Annotated in this window: 15 protein-coding genes; 6 read left to right on the top strand and 9 right to left on the bottom strand. The window is 62.2% G+C overall.

From position 1 onward, the window contains the following. Position 1: 1 nt before the first annotated feature. The 4 genes from CPI83_RS24210 to CPI83_RS24195 are packed head-to-tail and all read right to left on the bottom strand — an operon-like array spanning position 2 to position 4,383. Complete coding sequence (locus tag CPI83_RS24210; protein ID WP_097387828.1) at positions 2–919, bottom strand: ABC transporter ATP-binding protein; 918 nt, start codon at positions 917–919, stop codon at positions 2–4. Continuing rightward, the gene (locus CPI83_RS24205) at positions 916–1,737 is read right to left on the bottom strand and encodes an ABC transporter permease (RefSeq protein ID WP_007734397.1); all 822 of its coding nucleotides are present in this window, start codon (positions 1,735–1,737) and stop codon (positions 916–918) included. The genes CPI83_RS24210 and CPI83_RS24205 overlap by 4 nt, the downstream gene beginning before the upstream one ends. Beyond that, positions 1,730–2,764 (bottom strand): ABC transporter permease, encoded by a 1,035-nt coding sequence (locus tag CPI83_RS24200; RefSeq protein WP_092765123.1) that lies wholly within the window; start codon positions 2,762–2,764, stop codon positions 1,730–1,732. Before CPI83_RS24200 ends, CPI83_RS24205 begins: the two co-directional genes overlap by 8 nt. Then, on the bottom strand, positions 2,761–4,383 hold the full coding sequence (locus CPI83_RS24195; protein ID WP_092765103.1) for an ABC transporter substrate-binding protein: 1,623 nt from the start codon (positions 4,381–4,383) through the stop codon (positions 2,761–2,763). The genes CPI83_RS24200 and CPI83_RS24195 overlap by 4 nt, the downstream gene beginning before the upstream one ends. Before the next feature lie 171 nt (positions 4,384–4,554). Between CPI83_RS24195 and purD the strand changes: the two genes are divergently transcribed. The 4 genes from purD to CPI83_RS24175 all read left to right on the top strand — a co-directional run bounded on the left by purD (position 4,555) and on the right by CPI83_RS24175 (position 9,699). Next, positions 4,555–5,811: a phosphoribosylamine--glycine ligase gene (purD, locus tag CPI83_RS24190; protein WP_021333105.1), complete on the top strand. Its 1,257-nt coding sequence runs from the start codon at positions 4,555–4,557 to the stop codon at positions 5,809–5,811. A 242-nt stretch (positions 5,812–6,053) separates the two neighbouring features. Beyond that, positions 6,054–7,622, top strand: a complete 1,569-nt coding sequence (locus CPI83_RS24185) for a GMC oxidoreductase (RefSeq protein WP_020968539.1) — start codon at positions 6,054–6,056, stop codon at positions 7,620–7,622. Positions 7,623–7,732: 110 nt separating this feature from the next. Continuing rightward, positions 7,733–8,566 (top strand): AraC family transcriptional regulator, encoded by an 834-nt coding sequence (locus tag CPI83_RS24180; RefSeq protein WP_029537590.1) that lies wholly within the window; start codon positions 7,733–7,735, stop codon positions 8,564–8,566. A gap of 191 nt (positions 8,567–8,757) precedes the next feature. Further along, positions 8,758–9,699, top strand: a complete 942-nt coding sequence (locus CPI83_RS24175; RefSeq protein ID WP_019747048.1) for an ABC transporter substrate-binding protein — start codon at positions 8,758–8,760, stop codon at positions 9,697–9,699. Between the two features lie 6 nt (positions 9,700–9,705). Here the strand turns inward: CPI83_RS24175 and CPI83_RS24170 are convergent, their stop codons facing one another. Continuing rightward, positions 9,706–10,161 carry a MarR family winged helix-turn-helix transcriptional regulator gene (locus tag CPI83_RS24170; RefSeq protein WP_019747049.1) on the bottom strand — a complete coding sequence of 152 codons (456 nt, stop codon included), beginning with the start codon at positions 10,159–10,161 and terminating at the stop codon, positions 9,706–9,708. 99 nt (positions 10,162–10,260) lie between these two features. Between CPI83_RS24170 and CPI83_RS24165 the strand changes: the two genes are divergently transcribed. Next, on the top strand, positions 10,261–11,340 hold the full coding sequence (locus tag CPI83_RS24165; RefSeq protein ID WP_230091086.1) for an ABC transporter substrate-binding protein: 1,080 nt from the start codon (positions 10,261–10,263) through the stop codon (positions 11,338–11,340). Here CPI83_RS24165 and CPI83_RS24160 read toward each other — a convergent pair. After that, positions 11,276–12,109 carry a phosphatase PAP2 family protein gene (locus tag CPI83_RS24160; RefSeq protein WP_153213272.1) on the bottom strand — a complete coding sequence of 278 codons (834 nt, stop codon included), beginning with the start codon at positions 12,107–12,109 and terminating at the stop codon, positions 11,276–11,278. The genes CPI83_RS24165 and CPI83_RS24160 overlap by 65 nt on opposite strands. 117 nt (positions 12,110–12,226) lie before the next feature. On the opposite strand from CPI83_RS24160, the gene CPI83_RS24155 reads away from it, so the two are divergent. Next, the gene (locus CPI83_RS24155) at positions 12,227–12,901 is read left to right on the top strand and encodes a response regulator transcription factor (protein WP_029537596.1); all 675 of its coding nucleotides are present in this window, start codon (positions 12,227–12,229) and stop codon (positions 12,899–12,901) included. A 3-nt stretch (positions 12,902–12,904) separates the two neighbouring features. On the opposite strand, the gene CPI83_RS24150 is transcribed toward CPI83_RS24155, so the two are convergent. The 3 genes from CPI83_RS24150 to CPI83_RS24140 all read right to left on the bottom strand — a co-directional run bounded on the left by CPI83_RS24150 (position 12,905) and on the right by CPI83_RS24140 (position 19,186). Next, positions 12,905–14,293, bottom strand: coding sequence for a HAMP domain-containing sensor histidine kinase (locus CPI83_RS24150; protein ID WP_097387827.1), 1,389 nt, complete (start codon positions 14,291–14,293; stop codon positions 12,905–12,907). Between the two features lie 106 nt (positions 14,294–14,399). Beyond that, positions 14,400–15,797, bottom strand: a complete 1,398-nt coding sequence (locus CPI83_RS24145; RefSeq protein ID WP_019747054.1) for a serine hydrolase domain-containing protein — start codon at positions 15,795–15,797, stop codon at positions 14,400–14,402. A gap of 20 nt (positions 15,798–15,817) precedes the next feature. Next, complete coding sequence (locus CPI83_RS24140; RefSeq protein ID WP_097387826.1) at positions 15,818–19,186, bottom strand: serine hydrolase; 3,369 nt, start codon at positions 19,184–19,186, stop codon at positions 15,818–15,820. Positions 19,187–19,233 lie beyond the last annotated feature (47 nt).

The raw sequence follows: 19,233 nt of genomic DNA, 5'->3' as shown, positions 1-19,233 counted from the left end.
GTCAGCCCACCTTCCGCAGCGTTCGGTACGTGCGGTCACCCAGTGTGACCAGTTCGGTCGGGCCACCGGATTGTTTCGACTCCGGGCGTCGTAGGTGATAGACGCAGTCGTCGGGGAGATCGGTGAGTTGCGGTGGTGATCCGGGCATGGGATTCAAGCCTCGGGATGGCAAGGCGTCGAGCAGGTCTCGGGTGTAGTCGTGCAGCGGATCTTGGAACACCAGAGCCGCCGGACCGGTTTCCATGATGCGTGATGCGTACATGACGGCAAGTCGATCCGCGACATCGCTGCGGGTGAGTGATGCAAGGTCATGGGTGATGAGCAGGACAGCCGCCCCGGAGTCAGCGCACTCTCGAAGTAATCCCATGACGTGGTCGGTGAGTTCGCGGTCGAGGTTGGCGGTGGGTTCGTCTGCGACGATCACCGATGGATTCCCGGCCAGCGCACCGGCAATGGCAACGCGTTGCGCCATGCCGCCCGACAGTTCGTGCGGGTAACAGTCCAGGGCCGACGGTTCGAGTCCGACGCGAAGTGCCAAGGCGTCGCAAGTGTGATCGCCGCCGAGTGCGTCGATCGTCTCCTGTAGTTGCGATCGCGCAGTCCGGACGGGGGTGAGATGTGTTGCGGCGGATTGTGGAACGAGAGCCACGTGCCGCCCACGGAACGCGGTGCCGGAGAAGACGTCGATCTCGAGGTCCGCTGTACCGACGGTGACCGTTCCGGTTCGAGAAGCATTCGGTGGCAACATGTTCATGACCGAGGTGGCGATGATCGACTTGCCACACCCGGATTCGCCGACAAGCGCGGTCACCGTGCCGGCTGGAACGTCGAGGTCGATGTCGCTCGCAGCGTGGACTACGGATCCTCCGGGCAAAGGGATCCTGACGGTGAGGGATTCGATGCGTAGGCCGCGTTTCACAGTCGTAGCTCCGAAGGTCGAGGGGGCGTCAGCATCGACCGCAGGGCCGAACCGGCAACTGCAACAGCGACGGTGGCGATCACGAGGACTGCGGCGGGGAATGCAAGAGTCCACCAACCGCCGAGGAGTAGAGAACTGCGTGCCTCTTCGAGAAGCGTCCCGAGACTGGGTTTGTGCGGGGGAAGACCGAAACCCAGGAAGGACAATGTTGATTCGTGCCAGACGGCATGGGGCAGCAGGAGAACGACTGCGATCAAGGCCTGTGGCGCCGTCGCCGGCACGAGGTGGCGCATGATCACGTGACGTCGACTTGCTCCCGCGAGAATGGCGGCGTCGATGTAGGGACGCTCGCGCAGACTCAAGATCTCTGAGCGGATGATCCGGGCCACTTGGGTCCAGTGGGTCAGTGCGATCGAAAGCACGATGGCGGCAATGCTTCCACGGAACATCGCGACGATGACGATGCCGAGCAACAGGTGGGGGAGTGCGTTGACGGCATCGGTGCCGCGCATGACGAACCTGTCCACCCAGCCGCCGACCAGTCCGGCCGTAGTGCCGACGGCGACGCCGATCACCGTGGCGAGCAGCGCGCAGGCGAGTGCGATCAGAAGTGAGGTTCTGATGCCTGCAGCTATGCGCACGAATAGATCTCGGCCCGCCGAGTCAGTTCCGAACGGGTGATCGAACGACGGAGCCAGGCGAGCCGCCGAGAAGTCTGTGACTCGGTCGTCGACGTCGGCCAACCATGGGACCAACGCCGCGTACAGCGCAACGAGGATCAGCACGCCGACGGCGATCTTGAAGCGTCGTTCAGCCATCGGTACTCACTCTCGGGTCGAGGACTGCAACGAGGACGTCGGCAAGCAGTGAGCCGAGCATGACCGTCAATGTCGTACCGACGGTGAGGAACGCGAGCAGTGCCATGTCTAGGTCTCGCGCAGACGACACGATGGCGCCGGCGATCCCCGGCCAACTGAACACCTCTTCCACCAGCACTGCCCCGACTATCAGCTCGGGCAACCGCACGCCGACGATGTTGACGAAAGGTGCCAGTGATGTGGGCAGTATGTGGCGCTTCGTGATGGTCGGCGTCGGGATACCGCGTGCTACCGCGCCGGCGACAAATCCCTCACTCTTCGAACCCACGACGGACTCTCGGACGGCAAGTAGGAGCCACGGCATTTGCGAAATGGCGAGCACCGTCACCGGTAGGACCAAGTGCCGGATCACCTGTCCCGGTGTGGGATCGGCGCCCCCGTCGGTCATTCCGGCGACCGGGAGCCAGCCGAGAGTCAACGCGAAGAGCGCGATGGCACCCAGCGACAAGACAAACGGCGGAAGTCCTTGGACCACGACGCTCAGCCCGGACACCGTCTTGTCCAGGAATCCTCCACTGCGGATTCCGGCGAGAACACCGAGTGTCAGCGAGGCGAGAATCGCGATGAGGAGTGAGATCCCGACCAGCAGCAGGGTCCATGGCAGACGTTCGAAGATGACTTGGGAAACAGGCTGATTGAACGATCTGGAGATCCCGAGATCGCCGGTGAGCACACCCTGGAGCCAATTCCAGTACGTGCTGTACCAGGGGTTGTCGAAACCCATCTGGTCGGCGATCAACGCTTTGTCCGCGTCGCTTGTCGTCATGTATCGCGTGCCGAGGTAGCCGACCAGTGGATCGAACGGTGAGATCGCGGCGGCGGCAAAGAGTCCCGCGGACACCACGGCGATGACCGGCACGATGAACAACACCCGCCGACCGACCATCGTGAGGATGGCCTTTCGGCGGGAGTTGTCACGGTGGCCCCGTGTCGGCCCCGCGTCTGGCCGAACGTCGACCGCTGTCATTGCCCTCGGGCCCACGTCTGCAGTGACCACCATGGACCCCAGGTCACACCGTGTGAGTGTGGTTCGAGTACCGGTCCGGACATCTGCCAGTCGGAATCCTTCGACACGTACGTATGGTCGAGGAACACGAGGATGACAAATCCGGGATCTTCGACGTACGCCTGCTGTACGTCGCGATACGCGGCATCACGCGTTGCCTGATCCAGGCTGCGGCGTCCTACTTCCAAGCCTGCGTCGACTGCTGGATTGGAGTAGTCACTGGCGTTGTCGTAGATGCTGCCGACCCCGGGCGCGATGTACTTCGAGTTCAGCGCGTCGTACGCCTGTGTGTCGGGGTCGAAAGGTTCGTCGCCGCCACCGAGAAGCGTCGAATCCTGGTTGATGCGAGGGTCTATACGGTCCCAGGAGAGTGCTTCGAGGTCCACCTCGATGCCGACAGCGAGAGCGTCGGAGGCAAATGCCTGAGCGAGATCGCGTCGAACGGTGTCGACGGAGTTGTACATGATCGTGAACTGTGCCCGCTGACCGTCTTTCGAACGGATTCCGTCGGCACCTTCGATCCAGCCCGCCTCGGTGAGTATTCGCTCGGCCTGGGTCGGGTCGTAGGCGAAGGTTGCGTTCGGGTTGTACGAATCGCCGTAGACCTCGGGGATCGGAGTGGCGGCGACGCGGCCGTGTCCGCCCAGGACGTTGTCGATCATCGACTGGCGATTGGCGGCGAGGTTGAGCGCCATCCGCACGGCTTTGTCGCCTGCCACGGGATTGTTCGTCGGGAGTGAGAGTCCGCGCCAGTCTGCTGACTGATGGGCCGTCACGGACATGTTGTCCTTGCCTGAGAACGTATTGGCAAGCAGTGGAGGGAGATTGGTTCCGTCGATCTCGCCGGACGCCATACGTTGGGCGCGGGTGTTGTCGTCAGGAACGTAGAGGAGAGTGAGCTTCTTGATCTCCGGCGCACCGTCCCAGTAGTTCTCGTTCGCCTCGAAGACCGCTCGATCCGGTGAGAGGTCGACGAGTGTGTACGGACCCGTACCAACCGGTGCGGTGTTCAACGGCGACTCGGCGGCAAGCCCGGGTGTCGCGAGGGACTCCGATGGAACCATGCCGATCAGCATCTTCGTCAGCAGTGGGGCATACGAGTAGGCGAGGCGGAACTCGACTGTGCTGTCGTCGACGGCCACGACGTCGCTGATCATGTCGTACGACGACCGCGCTTCGGAGGCGGAAGCTGGATCGAGGATCGCCTTGTACGTGGCAACCACGTCGGCGGCGTCGAAGGTCGATCCGTCGGAGAAGGTGACCCCGTCGCGGAGTTTGACCGTCCAGACTGTCGCGTCGGCGTTGGCAGTGGGCATCTCCGCGGCCAGAGACGGCTCGAATCCCGGCATACCGGTGCCTCCGGTGAGCCGGACGAGACCGTCGTACATCTTGGCCTCACCGGCAGCGCCGAACCCTGCGACCGGGTTGTAGCCGCCCAGTTCGTAGCCGTCGGCCAAGACCAGGCCGTCGTTGTTGCCCGAGGAGTCGGTGCCAGTCGGGCTACTGCACGACGTGATCAGAAGTGCGCCGATTGCGGCGGTTGCGGTGAGCGTCAGAACGCCTGGTTTGTGGAGTTTCACGGGTGTCCTTTCCTTGGTGGACAGGTGTCCGAAAACATCTGTTCACCTATTCAGGTATTCATATGATCTCATCTCGAAACGGATATTTCGCACAAAGGTCGAACGCTGGGACCTTGGCCCCGTCAGTGGCACTCCGAGAGCGCTGTTATCGCAGGCCGTAGTCTGTTCCCCGTGCGCGTACTAGTAATCGGCTCCGGAGCCCGTGAACATGCCCTCCTTCTCTCTCTTGCTCGCGATCCAGGTGTCACGGCCCTGATCTGCGCGCCTGGCAATGCCGGGATCGCAAAAATCGCCGAGCAGCACCCCGTCGACGTAGCTTCTGGTGACGCGGTTACCGCGCTGGCCCAGAAGGTCGAAGCCGACCTCGTCGTCATCGGACCCGAGGTTCCGCTGGTCCTCGGCGTCGCGGACGCGGTGCGCGCAGCAGGTATTGCCTGCTTCGGGCCTTCGGCCGACGCCGCCCGCATCGAGGGTTCGAAGGCTTTCGCCAAGGACGTGATGGCTGTCGCCGGCGTCAAGACCGCTCACAGCGAGATCGTCGACAATCCGGCCAAGCTCGACGAAGCACTCGACCGCTTCGGTCCCAACTGGGTGGTCAAGGATGACGGGCTGGCCGCGGGCAAGGGCGTAGTCGTCACGACGGATCGTCTCGCCGCGCGCGATCATGCCGCTGAACTGCTCGAGACCGGGCACCCGGTTCTTCTCGAATCCTTCCTCGACGGTCCGGAAGTTTCGCTCTTCTGCCTCGTCGACGGTGAAACCGTGATCCCGCTGCTCCCGGCTCAGGACCACAAGCGCGTCGGCGACGGAGACTCCGGACCCAACACCGGCGGTATGGGCGCGTACACACCCTTGCCGTGGCTGCCCGACGAGATGGTCACGCAGATCGTCGACGACGTCGTCAAGCCCGTCGCTGCCGAGTTGGTCGCACGCGGTAGCAGTTTCTCCGGCCTTCTCTACGCCGGACTCGCGATCGGTGTCGACGGCCCGGCCGTCGTCGAATTCAACTGCCGATTCGGTGACCCCGAAACTCAGGCCGTGCTTGCTCTCCTCGAAACGCCGCTGGGCGGTCTACTCAATGCGGCATCGACCGGAACACTCGATTCGGTCGGTCCGTTGCAGTGGCGCGACGGTTCCGCTGTCACGGTCGTGATTGCTGCCGAGAACTACCCGGCGACCCCCCGCACCGGCGACGTGATCACCGGAGCCGACGCCGACGGAGTCCTGCATGCCGGTACCAAAAAGCGTGAAGACGGAGCCGTCGTCTCGGCCGGCGGGCGTGTGCTGAGTGTTGTCGGAGTGGGCAAGGATCTGACCGAAGCGCGTGACGACGCCTACGCAAAGATCGCCGACGTCAAGCTTCCCGGCGGTCATTTCCGCACGGACATCGGACTCGGCGCCGTCGAAGGGCGCATCTCTCTTCCCTGACTCGTTCTTTCGGAGGGCCGGTGAACTTTCTGTTCATCGGCCCTTTTCATGGAAAATCAACGGTTCCTCGAAGTTACCCACGAGTATGGACTTCTCGTTCGGTTTCTCCCGGTATATCTCAGCGCGGGGGTCACGGAAAGAGAAGGGCACACTTGAGCATTCGCGCTGGATTCAACGAACGGCACGCACGTACCAATTCCACGCTCTCGCGTAGAAACTTCTTGGCAGCAACAGGATTAGCTGTGGGCGCCGCTGCGCTCTCGTCCTCGTGGACTACGGCCGCCGCTGCGCCCAGGCGAGCATTGAGCGACGGAGACCGTGTCCCTGCGCTCGTGATCGGCAGCGGGTACGGCGGAGCCGTTGCGGCACTTCGGCTGACGCAGGCCGGCATCGACACACACATGGTCGAGATGGGGAAGTCGTGGACCACACCGGGGTCCGACGGCAAGGTCTTCTGCCCGATGCTCTCACCTGACGGACGTTCCTTCTGGCTCAGAGACCGTACAGTTCAACCGGTTTCGCACTTCTCCGGCGGCTCGGTGGACAAGAACATCAGCCGCTACGTCGGCGTTCTCGACGCCGAGGACTTCGGCGGGATCAAGGTCTACCAAGGCCGAGGGGTCGGCGGCGGGTCGCTGGTCAACGGCGGCATGGCCGTCACACCCAAGCGCAACTACTTCGAAGAGATCCTGCCCGGGGTCGATTCCAACGAGATGTACTCGACGTACTTCCCGCGGGCCAACGCTGCGCTCGGAGTCAACAACATCGACCCGGCCTGGTTCGAGTCGACCGAGTACTACAAGTTTGCACGAACCGGGCGAAAGACCGCTGAGAGATCCGGTTACACAACAACATTCGTGCCGAATGTTTACGACTTCAACTACATGAAGCAGGAAGCTGCTGGTCAGGTCACCAAGTCTGCCCTGGTGAGTGAGGTCATCTACGGCAACAACGCGGGAAAGAAGTCTCTGGACAAGACGTACCTCGCTGCGGCATCCGCCACCGGCAAGCTCACGATCTCGGCGCTGCACGTCGTGACCTCGGTTGCGCCGGCCGCGACCGGTGGTGGATATCAAGTGGTGATGAACCAGATCAACGAGCAGGGCAACACCGTCGGCACCAAGACGGTGACCGCGGACAAGGTCTTCTTCGCGGCCGGCAGTATCGGCACCAGTAAGCTCCTGGTCGCGATGAAAGCACAAGGGCAGCTGGCGAATTTGCCGGGTGCGGTTGGGCAGGAATGGGGGCACAACGGCAACGTGATGGTGGGTCGCGCCAATCACATGTGGGACGCCACCGGCGCGAAGCAGTCGGCGATCCCCGTGATGGGTATCGACAACTGGGCTGACACATCCGCTCCTGTGTTCGCGGAAATCGCGCCCTTTCCAGCCGGTACCGAACTGTGGGTCAGCCTGTACTTGGCGATTGCCAAGAATCCGCAACGTGCTCAGTTCCAATTCAACTCGGCAACAGGCAAAGTCGGTTTGAATTGGCAGCGCTCGCAGAACCAGCCGTCGATCGACATGGCGAAGAAACTCTTCGACAAGATCAACAAAAAGGAAGGCACGATCTACCGGACCGACCTCTTCGGTCCGGTGCAGACGTGGGGCGACCAGTTGACGTACCATCCCCTCGGCGGTTGTGTGCTTGGCAAGGCGACCGACGGCTACGGTCGTCTGCCGGAGTACCCGGGACTGTATGTCATGGACGGATCCCTCGTTCCGGGCAATGTCGGAGTCAATCCGTTTGTCACCATCACCGCTCTGGCCGAACGGAACATCGAGAACATCATTGCGAACGACATGAACTAGAGCGGCGACTCGGGGTCAGGTGCGGTGGGATCAACTTCCTGCCGCACCTGCTCTGCGTGGCAGCGGTTACAGTCACCTGGACAGACGACGGTCGATCCAGGGATGTAGACGTGAGGCGGACAAAATCCGAGGTCGACGGTGATTGGCTCCGGTGGGGCGTGCCGTCGAGCGACGAGCTGGTGGTATCCGAACACGAATTAGACGACGAGCCCGAAGATTTGGTTCTGTGGGGTGGTGCGTCGAGTGCTGATCAACCGGTGACATGGGAAACCCACGCGCACCGATCGAACGAGATTCTGTTCCCTCGTTCCGGCATTGTGGTTGTTCGCTCGGGCGCCCAGATGTGGACATTGTTGCCGGGACGAGGGCTGTGGATACCGGCACTGCATCGACACTCGGTGCGCGTTGCCGCGGGTGCGCAGTTCCTGACGGTGTATTGCGCTGTAGGGCAGGGGCCTTCGCTCGGTGATCACCCGGTTGCGGTACACGGCACGCCGCTACTCTACGAGTTGTTTCTGCATCTGAGTGCTCGCGAGATGTCGGACGACGCGAGGCGCCGCGCCGAGCGAGTGTTCCTCGACCTCGTCGTTCCCGGCGACGAGCGCGGAGCGATGAAGATCCCCGATTCGGGCCCGGTCGGGCGGATTGCACGCGACCTGTTGTCTCATCCGGAGGACCCACGCAGTTTCGGAGACTGGGCGAACGAGATCGGCGTCAGCACCAGCACTTTGGCTCGTCGGTTCAAGGTGGACACCGGCGTGAGTTTCGGCCAGTGGCGAGTGCTGCTTCGGATGAACGTGGCGATGTCCCTACTCGGCCAAGGTGTTGCGGTCGCCGACGTGGCCGAGCAGATCGGATACTCGACGCCCAGTAGTTTCGTCGCCGCTTTCAAACAGTCCACCGGTGTCACGCCGATGGCATTTCGAAAGAACGCGGATCGTTGATCCGATTTCGACATTCTTTGACAAAACTCCGCGATTGCGTCATCCCCTGATCCGCTCTACCGTTAGCCATGTAGGCGAGGCTTACTTTACTTTCCGGGTTCGGGGTTCGCCCGAAACCCGCTCGACAGCATGGGGCAGAAGTGATCGATTTTGTTGCGCCGCGTTCGAAACGCGGTAGCAGGGCCATCTTCATGGCTGTGGCAGTGGCACTTTCGACGGTGCTGGCAGCATGTGGCACCTCGACGACCGACGCGAAGTCCGACGGTGATGCGTGGACGTATGTCGATGCGCGTGGTCAGCAGATTTCACTCGACAAGATCCCTGAACGCATTGTGGCGACGGCGGACACCGCGCCGGTGCTACTCGAATACGGGGTCGTTCCAGTCGGTATCATCGGCTTTTCCAGGCTCGACGAATCCACGTTGAATGCATTCGACTTCAGTGGAATTGCCCATGTCAGCGAGACCGACACAGATATCAGTGCCGAGAAACTCCTGGCAGTGGACCCGGATCTGGTCATCGACATCTGGAGTTCGTACAACGGCGGAAACTTCGGCAGCATCTGGGGCGACGATATCGCTCGCGTCGAAGAGGTTGCTCCCATTGCAGGTGTCGAGATCACCGACGGGGCGCAAGCGGCGTTGGACAACTTCAGTTCGTTGGTCCAGGGTATCGGCGGCACCGACACCTCGCCGGTCTACGCGGCAAAACGGGAAGAGTTGAGTGCGCTCGGTGACCGGGTGCGTGAATTGGCCACATCGCGAACGAATATCTCTGTTGCATACGTGATTCCGTTGGAGTCGAGCCTTGACTACGCGGTGCCGGGATGGACTCCGCTCGGAAGTATTCTCGAAACGATGGGCGTCGAATTCGCGAAGCTGGACAGCGAGGACGGTTTCTGGGCATCAGCGAGTTGGGAAGAGCCGGGTGTCTTTCCGGCCGATCTCCTCCTGATTCCGCCGACGTGGTCTGACGCACCGGAGCTCAATTCGCCGACGTTCACCAGGCTTCCGGCTGTGGTTTCGGGCCAGGTTGCCTCGGTAGAACTGCGTACGGGGTACAGCCTGACGGGCATCACGGAGCAGATGAGGCGTTTTGCCGACGTCTACGAGAAGAGTGCGAAAGTCACCTGAGTGGCATCATCGCGGTGCGTGAACTCGCAGTGATCGATTGACTCGGTCGAGGATGCCGATGGCAGTGGTCAATGTGTCGAGATCACCTTCGTCGAGGGCTGTCAGTTCTTGGGCCAGGACGCCGATGCGTAGTTCGGACCGACGGTCCCGACGCGCGCTTCGCTCGTCCTTCACGAAAAGCGTGCTCACCCGGCCGTCTGTGGGATCGGGTCGCCGCTCGATCAGGTCCTTGTCGGAGAGGATGCGCACCAGCGTGCTGACGGTGTTCGGGCGTCTGGAGAGGCGATCGGCCACGGCCCCGATGCGAGTGCCGGGATGGTGCGCGACATCGTGAAGTACCTCGGATTGTGCCTCTGGCAAAGTCGCGTCGGTACCCGACGTATCCATGTATTCACGCAGCGCTCGACGCAATTCGAACGCCGCAGCGATGAGTGATCTCGATGCCTCTTCCGCAGTGGGCACGCGATCAGAGTAGCGATCGATCCCGTGTGATCCACGTCCCAAAACTGTATCTGACACAGATATAGTTTACAGTTTCTCAAAGGGTAGGGTCACCTAACTATGACGGTAGATGAAGCTGTCATGCTTCACGACGTACGGGACACGATCATGAATTTTGGACAGAAGTCACGCAGTGTAATGCTGATCGGCGCACTGACATTGGTGGCAGCTCTCAGTGGCTGCTCGAGCGACGCCTCGCCCACAGACACTGACATCAGTGCGTCGACTCCGGCGGACTCTGCGTTTGTCGCTCCGCGAGAAGTCCCGGCTGGAATGGGGAGCGGAAAGTCGGACGGCGAATTCCCTCGTACCGTTTCACACTTCAAAGGTGACACCACGATCGAATCGCAGCCCGAAAAGGTTGTCGTCATTTCGACCGGGCAAGCAGATGCGCTTTTATCTCTCGGCGTCGTTCCTGCGGCTTCGACTCGTGGTGACGGTGCGGACCTGGTGCCGCCGTACCTGTTGGCCGCATACCCCGAATTCCGCGCCCAGCTAGGTGATGTCGTCGACGCAGGTGGGCGCTTCACACCGAACTTCGAAGCGATCGTCAAGCTCGATCCTGACCTGATTTTGATGAATGTTGCAGGGAAGGATGCTGATTCGCTGTACGACCAGCTTTCGGCAATTGCGCCCACCGTGGCAACGCAGGGGACCGGCGTCAACTGGAAGCAGGACTTCCTGCTGGTTGCCGACGGGGTAGGTAAGACGCAGCAGGCGACGGCACTGCTGGATACGTTCAACGCCGACGCCGCGGCCTTGGGTTCGTCCCTTTCATCGCCGACGACAGTGTCGTTCACCCGCCAGAACGGAAATCGCTTGCGCATCTTCGGTATTCCTTCGTTCACCGGAAGTATCGCCCAGGATGCCGGCCTGACGCGTCCGGAGTCGCAGCAATTCGACGACACCTCCCGAGACATCAGTGAGGAAGAGTTGAACGTGGCGGACGCTGATTGGATCTTCTACGGAGTGCAAGGCGGGGACCCGGCGACGTTGACCAACGCGCCGTTGTGGGCGCAGTTACGTGGAGTGATTGCCAACCATGCCGTTGCTGTCGACGACGACGTCTTCTACCTCAATACCGGGCCGACTGCGGCTCGTGAAGTGCTGAAGGTTCTGCAGAGCGCACTGCAGCAGTAGTTGATTCGGACTGGTTGTGCGTGCCGACGAACCGGAAGACTGCTCCACCCGCAGTGACGGCAAGCGTCGCGAGGACAGCTCCGGCAACGACGTCGGTGAGCCAGTGAGCTCCCAAGTAGAGGCGAGTGAGCGCGACGACAACGGTGACCGTCACGGCGAGCAGCATCAGAAGTCGTTTGACGGCCGGTGTTCGGTCGACGCTCACAACGAGAACCGCAATGCCGAACAGCGCTGCTGTGCCCGTGACGTGACCGGACGGGAACGAGTGGCCGGTCTCGAGAAGAACTTGGATGTTGGTCGGTGGACGTTCGCGACCGACGAGCGCTTTGATTACCGTGCTGGCGACTGCCGCACCGCCAACGGTTCCGATCACGATCAAACCTGGAACAACCGAACGCGCTCGCCACGATATGAGCACTCCGCAGGTGATCCCGAGCAGCGCGGTGGCGACCGGGCTACCGAGATCTGTGACGGCGACCGCGATCTGGTTGAGGGCGCCGCTCCGATGATCGACCATCCAGTCGGTCACCGGCCCGTCGAAGCTCGTCAACCACCCGTTTCGATATACCTGGATCGAGAGCGTCACCAGGGCGAGGGCGAGCCCGGACGCGCGGAGCGCTGTTGACCGAACGCTGGAGGCCCGGTAGATCGAACCGAATGCGAACAGCGCGGCTGCCACCACGATTGCGGCAACCGCAATTTCTGCGGTGGTGCTCTCGGTCAAGACTTCGGTGACCACGTTTCGCACGGTCGACACAGTTGCTGGCATGAATGCAGTGTGACGATCAGAAGCTGAAGAAACGCTGAACGTAACTCGGTCATGGGCCCACCGTCTGCTCTACTGGGTGCATCCGAACAACTGCGTGTCGACGAAACGGGGCCGGTGGTGCGAGTACTGGTTGTCGAAGACGAAGTACGCCTGGCCGAGACGATCCGGCGGGGATTGGTAGCCGAGGGATTCGTGACCGCCGTGGAACTCAACGGGGACGACGGATTCGCGATTGCCTGCAGCGACGAATTCGACGTGATCGTTCTCGACATCATGTTACCGGGCAAACACGGATACGACATCGTGCGGGACCTACGCGCCCGGGAGGTGTGGACGCCGATCCTCATGCTCTCGGCGAAGGACGGCGAATACGACCTCGCTGATGCTTTCGATCTCGGTGCCGACGACTACCTGGTCAAGCCCTTCTCGTTTGTAGTATTCCTCGCGCGGCTTCGCGCACTGGTGCGGCGCGGCGCTCCCCAGCGTCCATCGATACTCGCCGTGGGAGACCTGTCCCTCGACCCCGCCAAACATCAGGTGATCAGAGCGGGAATCGAATTGACGCTGACGCCACGTGAGTACAGCGTTCTCGAGTTCCTGATGCGCAACAACGGAGTCGTGGTCACGAAGACCGAGATCGTTCGCTCCGTCTGGGACACCAACTACGAAGGTGACGAGAACATCGTCGAGGTCTACATCGGTTACCTACGTAAGAAGGTCGACCTCCCGTTCGGAACCCACAGCATCGAAACCATTCGAGGCATCGGGTACCGCTTTGTCGGCACTGCCTGATCTTCAATCGGTCGGTAGCGGAATTGTCACCTCGAATCGACTTCCACCGCCTACCCTCTCGCTGACGGAAATGGTTCCGTGATGCGCCGCAACGATTTCCGACGCGATGGCGAGTCCGAGTCCGGAGCCACCTCCCTGCCTCGACCGCGGCTGGTCTAGGCGGACGAAGCGTCCGAAGATTCGTTCGCGTTCTGCTGCAGGGATTCCGGGCCCGTCGTCCTCGATCACGATATGGGCTTCGTGGCCGGCATCGGAACACTCGAGATGCACGAGGGTCTCGGCGTGCCGCACTGCGTTGTCGACCAGGTTTCGCACCATGCGCGCCAACGCCCTCGGGTCTCCGGATACGCGAACCGGAGCAACGGTGGCGGTGACCGCGATCTCGGAGATACCGTCGATCCGCTTCTGCTCGGCGAACAGAATGTCGTCGAGGTCGACGTCGACGACGGTACCGATGGATTCGAGTTCGCTTTCGTCCGAGCGCGCGAGAATCAACAGATCCTCGATCAACTGCCGCATCCGTCGCGCCTCGGGAAGTAGTGCGTCTTCGATCAGTGCGTCGTCGAGGAGATCCGGGCGTCGGTGTGCCAGTTCGAGAGCCGTCGTGATCGTGGACAGTGGACTACGTAATTCGTGGGAGGCATCGCTGACGAATCGTTGTTGAGCAAGTGCGCCTTCGTCGAGGCGCGCCAGCATGTCGTTCATTGTTGTTGCCAGTCGGGCTATCTCGTCGTTCCCGGACGGGACGGGGACTCGTTCACCTTGACGCCCACTCGATATCGAGGCAACCCGAGCGCGGATGCGTTCCACGGGAGCGAGAGCCGAACCCACCAGGCGGTAAGTGGCAAACGCGGCCAGTCCAAGAACCAGGGGCCCGGCGATGGCGAGCAGAACGGCAACGGTGGTCACCACGGTTTCAACCGGTTCACGGTCGGCGCCGACGAAAACGGTGACCGGTCCGGCCGGCGTCTGAGCGCCTTGTCCGATCAGCCAGTAGTCCTCGTCGTCGGACTTCTTGACCCTTCCATAGGTGTCCGACTCGTCAGGGCCGAGAATGCGTTCGGACAGTAGGTCGCTGTCAGTTCCAGGCGATTGGGCGACGATTCGGTGATCGGCGTCGACGATCTGCACGATTCCGATCTGGCTGTCGGTGGACAGAAGCGAAGGGTCGAGATCGGCTGGGCTCTTCCCGGTGAGTTGCTGGACCAACTGTGCGGCACGGGCCTCGGAGCTGTTCAGTGCGGACAGGTGCAGGGAGTTCGCCAGTACGAAAACCAGTGCAAGCCCGGCGATCACCAAGCAGAAGGCGATCACGAGGGTCGATGCCACGGTCGTCCGGGCGCGCACGCTCCACCGGGACGGGTGCAGAATCGACTCGCCGATGACGTTCATGGCGTCCAGTCTGTACCTTCGCGGCTGTGCATATATACAAAGGCTGTGCATATACAAAGACGGGTGACGCGGCCTCGTAATCGGACCGCGTCACCCGTCTAGAGGATCAAGCCACTCGCTTGGCGGTTCGGCCGCCGAATTCGAGCATCACGGCGCGTCCGGTGTCATCGGTGACGAAGCGCCCCAACGTCCGCGTGGTGTCGGCGCGAGCAGCGAAGTCGAGGTCGTTGACGAAGGCGATCGGGATCGCCGGTGGCCAGACGATGTCCTCGTATTCGCCGAGGTCCTGCGCGCTGCCCATGCGGACGCCGATTCCCTCGTCACCGGGGGCGACGGTCATGGTCAGGTTGCCGGCCTGGTACTTGCCCAGGACGGCGTCGACGGCAGAAGGTTCGGGCTCGACCACGTCGAGAGATGCCGGCGCGGGCAACTCTGCGAGGTTGGCCATGCACCAGTCGACGATCTTCTTGCCGATTCCGCCGCCGAGTGCGTTGGTCAGCACGGTGACGGCGAAGTTCTTCTCAGGCACGGTCAAGAACTCGGAGACCTGGAGGTTGCTGACGTTTCCGCCGTGCCGCACTACCTGTGTGGTTCCGTATCGAGTCAGCAGCCAGCCGATGCCGACTTCCTCGAACATCATCGCGGCGGGACGTTGCGGCTTCTGCATCAGCAACCGGGTGGACTCGTCGAGCGGCTGTCCCTCACCCGGGTGTTCGCCCGACAGTGCGTAGCGTGCCCAGACGAGCTGATCGCGCACCGAGGACCACATTCCACCGCAGGGCGTCATGCCGCGGTCCAGTCCGGTCTCGTTGGACACGAACGGCTCACCCTCACGGATGTAGTGGCCGAGTGCAAACCGGTGGGTCATCACGTCCCAGGGCAGGAACGCCGAGTTCTTCATCTCGAGTGGGTCCAGAACGCGCTGCTTGACCAGCTCTTCGAAGGTCAGTCCACTGATCTTGGCTACGACGTATCCGGCGAGAACGAATCCGGAGTTGCTGTAGGAGAAGACCTCTCCGACGGGAAATTCCTGTCGTAGTTCCTTCAGCCGTGAAATCGATCGACCCAGGGCGTCTTCACCCCAGCCGGCCGAGAGGCTGGCGTCGCCGGTGAATCCGCCGGTGTGCGTCAGAAGATGACGCATCGTGACTGTGCGGGTGGCTTCGTCGTCGGCGAGGGTCAGTTCGGGGACGTACTCGACCAGTGGGGTGTCGAGATCGAGTAGGCCGTCCTCGACGAGTGCCATCGCGGCTGTTGCAGCAAAAACCTTTGTGGTGGAGCCGATCATGAACATCGTCTTGTCGGTGACCGGGAGCTGGGTTTCGACGCTCTCGATGCCGCTGGTGACGACGATGTCCTTGTCGCCGTGCACGATACCGACCGAGACGCCGGGGATGTTTGCCTCGACCCTCCACTGGTCGACGAGTTCCTGAAGCTGTTCTTGCATCTTTGATTCCTCGAGTTCGCTGGCGTTCTGTGTTTCGGCGTTCGGTGTTTCCGTCATCGTATGTGTATCGGTCGTCGTCACGCGTTAACCCGTGGTAGGAAGCGGAATCCGACGTACACGCCGTCGCGGTGCGGCCGTACCGTCGTCCAACCGGCGGCCCCGGGTTGACGGGTGGTCCAGGTCCCCGGGATCTGCGACGGTACGAGAGTGGCTACCGCTGCAGGCTTCTTCGGAGCTGTTTCGTCTTCCTCGGGATTCGGGATGACGTCGCCGATGACGGTGATCACAGCCTCGTCAGCGGACTCTCCACGACGGAACTCGATTGCTATTCCGCCCGAGCTGTACTTACCCAGAACCGAATCCGGAATCGACTCCACACTCGCGGGGTTCGGGGCGAGGGCTTGCGGAGGTTCGAGTCCGACCAATGCGGCCGCGGCTTCGGTGAAGAGATCACGATAGAGGCCGTCTGCTTTGCCGCCGCTGGTCAGCAGCGCGATCGCGACATTGTGGCGGGGGAAGATGCGCAGATATGCGTGCTGCCCGATGGTGCTGCCGTCGTGGCCGAAAATTTCTTCGCCCGACCAGGTTTCGTGGAACCAACCCAGACCCCAGCCCGACTTGTCCGGGAACAGTTCGCTGATATCGATTTCGGGTGTACGCATCGCTGCGGCTGATTTTTCCGACACGATCCGCACACCGTCGACGCTCTGACCTTCGAGAAGGCCGAGTTCCGCGAACGTGAGCAGATCTCCGATGCTGGCAGTGATGCAGCCGGCCGGCCCCATCGAGCGCGTGATCGGCCAGACGGGCATCACGACGGAGTTCCCTGTATGGCCCGCTGCCACAGAGTATCTCGGAGTATCTCCGGTCAACGTGAGTGTGTGCGCGAGGCCGAGTGGATCGATGATCCGCTCCTTGAGGATGTCGTCCCAGATACCGCCGCGAAGAACCTCGACGATACGAGCTGCAAGGACGTACGCGGAATTCGAGTACGCGAAGCCGTCCTCGAGTGGATGAACCTGACGGAAGTCACGCAGGCCCTCGACGTAGCGTTCGACGACGTCGTCTCCGCGACCCTTGTCGATGAAGAGGTCACCGTCGATTCCGTTGCGATGGTTCAGAAGTGCGCGAACCGTGATGCGGGCGGCTGTTTCCTCGTCCTGCAGTGCGAAGTCGGGCAGGATCGACCGGACGGTCGCGTCCAGGTCGAGCAAGCCTTCGTCGACCAGCTGCATGACCAGCATCGCGGTCCATACCTTGGTGATGGATCCGATCTGGAACAGGGAGTCGGTGGATACCTCGACCCCGGTGTCTGCATTGATCACGCCGGAAGCCACCGTCGTACGGGTGATTTCCTTGCCGCTGGAATCGAGTGTGAGAATACCGAATTGAGCACCGGTGACGCCGTAACGCTCACACAGTACGTCCAGTGAGCGCTTCCACGCGTCGGCGCCGGCAGATGCGTTGGCCAGGCCGGTCTTGGGCAGCTTCGCGGAGGTGTATCGCTTCACCCACTCGATGAGCCGTGTGCTGTAGTCGATTCGGTGCGAGATCGAGCCGTTGACGAGGAACCCGTGGCTTGCACCGGGATACGCCACCAGTCGGGTGGGTACATGCTGCTGGCGCAGTGCGGCGAACCAGGCCTCGGCCTGACCCAGCGGGCACCGCTCGTCCGACTTTCCGTGCAGGATCAGCGTCGGAGTCACCACGTTCTTCACGGCGGCGAGCGGTGAGGCTGCCAGCAGCCCCGCGGAGTTCTCGGGAACAGTGGTGCCGGTGGCGAGCGACGCGAGGTGCGGACCGAAATCGCAGACTCCGGCCATGGCGTTGAAATCGCAGATCAGCCCACCGGCCACCGCCGCGGCAAAGCGATCGGTCTGCGAGGTGAGGTGGCAGGTGCTGTATCCGCCGTAGCTGTACCCGGTGATCGCCAGTCGGTCCCCGTCGACAAGTCCCTCGGCGACAAGCGCGTCGATCGGCTCGAGGAAGTCGGCTTGGTCCGAGGTACCCCAGGCGCCGTTGACGGCGTACATGAAGTCTGCACCGTACCCGTCCGATCCACGTGGATTGAGGGTCAGGATGCGCCAGCCCTGCGCTGCGAGAACCTGATGGGCGGGGTGATAGGTATCCGCAACGCCGGTCCACGCGTTGTGCGGTCCGCCGTGAATGTCGAGCAGAAGGGGTGCAGCGCCATCAGTTTCGGGAGCGGACAGCAACCAGCCGTGCACGGTACGGCCGTCGGAGATGGTGAATTCGCGCTCCTCGGCGGCAAACAGGGTCACCTCGGGGAGTGCTTCTGCGGTGAATTTTGTCAGCGTGGTGACAGCGCCGCTGTCGAGATCGACGAGTGCGACCTCGCCGAAGGACTGCTGTGTGGTGACGATGACGGAGGCGACGCGGGCGTCACGGGCAACGGAGAGCGCCGAGACGACCTCGTTGGGATTGGCGACGAGGGAGCGAGAGGTTCCGGTTTCGATATCGGCTGCATACAGATGCGTCCATCCGCGATCGCGGAGGCAGAACACGATTTCGTCGCGAGTATTCGACAGTGCCGGTGTGCCACCGGGGTAACCGGGCGCGCCGGGCATCACGTTGCGATCGAGATGAGCTGTGAGGGTGACGTCGACCGGTGTCTCAGTTGGGCCGGGGACGGACAGACGGATCAGGTCGGCAGTTCCGACACGGACCTCGGGGGTGCCGATGGCGACGACCGAATCTCCTTGCGGGTGCCACAGTGTGGAGCCCTGCACCCCGGTGGCGTGACCGAGTCGCTGCGGCGGAACTGACAGATCGTCGACGAGGATTCGGTAAGCGCTGAACGTGAGGTTCAGATCGCTGTCCGGTTCGAGATTCGCGGTGAAGGCAAGAGCCGTGCCGTCGGGCGACCAGGACGGTACGTCCGCATTCCAATCACCGTCGGTGAGGCGTTGTACTGCCTTCGTCTCCAGACCGACGGTGTGCAGGTGGCGACGGAAGGTGCCGAGCCAACCGGCGCCGTCCACCTTGTATCCGAGTCGGTCGGTGACGATGGGCGCATTCGGATCGGTGGAGTCCGAACGTGAGATCACAGCGGCGAATGCAATGGCATTTCCGTCCGGGCTCCAGACCGGTGCGCCGGCACCGAGGGGGAGTGATGCTGCTGTGGTGAGGGTTTCGGCCTCGCCGCCGGCGAGCGGGATCAGGTGCAGCTGCGCGGAGTCGCCGACCTTGCGGAGGAAGGCAATCGAGGTTCCGTCCGGAGAGAACCGAGGTGCCGAATCGGCGGGCCCCGCAGTGAGGCGGCGAGCCTGGGAATCGCGGGACACTGCCCAGAGCGATGTAGTTGCCTTTCCGGCAACAATTTCCGAGCGAACGAAGACGACCACGGTGCCGTCGGGCGAGATTGCGGTTTCAGTGGGTGTGACCACGCGGTGGAGGTCGTCGAGAACAAATGGACGGTCAGTCATGTAGATCCTTCGAATCGGAGAAATAGATGCAGACGTAAAGCTTTGTC

It is taken from the genome of Rhodococcus sp. H-CA8f, assembly GCF_002501585.1.
In the GTDB taxonomy this organism is placed as follows: Bacteria; Actinomycetota; Actinomycetes; order Mycobacteriales; family Mycobacteriaceae; genus Rhodococcus_F; species Rhodococcus_F erythropolis.
Note: the sequence above shows the minus strand (reverse complement) of the source record. Positions and strands in the feature narration are given on the sequence as shown.

Bases quoted from the DNA above. Each gene is read 5' to 3' on its own strand.
- CPI83_RS24205 (WP_007734397.1), bottom strand. From the start codon at position 1,737: ATGGCTGAACGACGCTTCAAGATCGCCGTCGGCGTGCTGATCCTCGTT.
- CPI83_RS24200 (WP_092765123.1), bottom strand. From the start codon at position 2,764: ATGACAGCGGTCGACGTTCGGCCAGACGCGGGGCCGACACGGGGCCAC.
- CPI83_RS24175 (WP_019747048.1), top strand. From the start codon at position 8,758: ATGGCTGTGGCAGTGGCACTTTCGACGGTGCTGGCAGCATGTGGCACC.
- CPI83_RS24165 (WP_230091086.1), top strand. From the start codon at position 10,261: ATGACGGTAGATGAAGCTGTCATGCTTCACGACGTACGGGACACGATC.
- CPI83_RS24160 (WP_153213272.1), bottom strand. From the start codon at position 12,109: ATGCCAGCAACTGTGTCGACCGTGCGAAACGTGGTCACCGAAGTCTTG.
- CPI83_RS24150 (WP_097387827.1), bottom strand. From the start codon at position 14,293: ATGAACGTCATCGGCGAGTCGATTCTGCACCCGTCCCGGTGGAGCGTG.
- CPI83_RS24145 (WP_019747054.1), bottom strand. From the start codon at position 15,797: ATGACGGAAACACCGAACGCCGAAACACAGAACGCCAGCGAACTCGAG.
- CPI83_RS24140 (WP_097387826.1), bottom strand. From the start codon at position 19,186: ATGACTGACCGTCCATTTGTTCTCGACGACCTCCACCGCGTGGTCACA.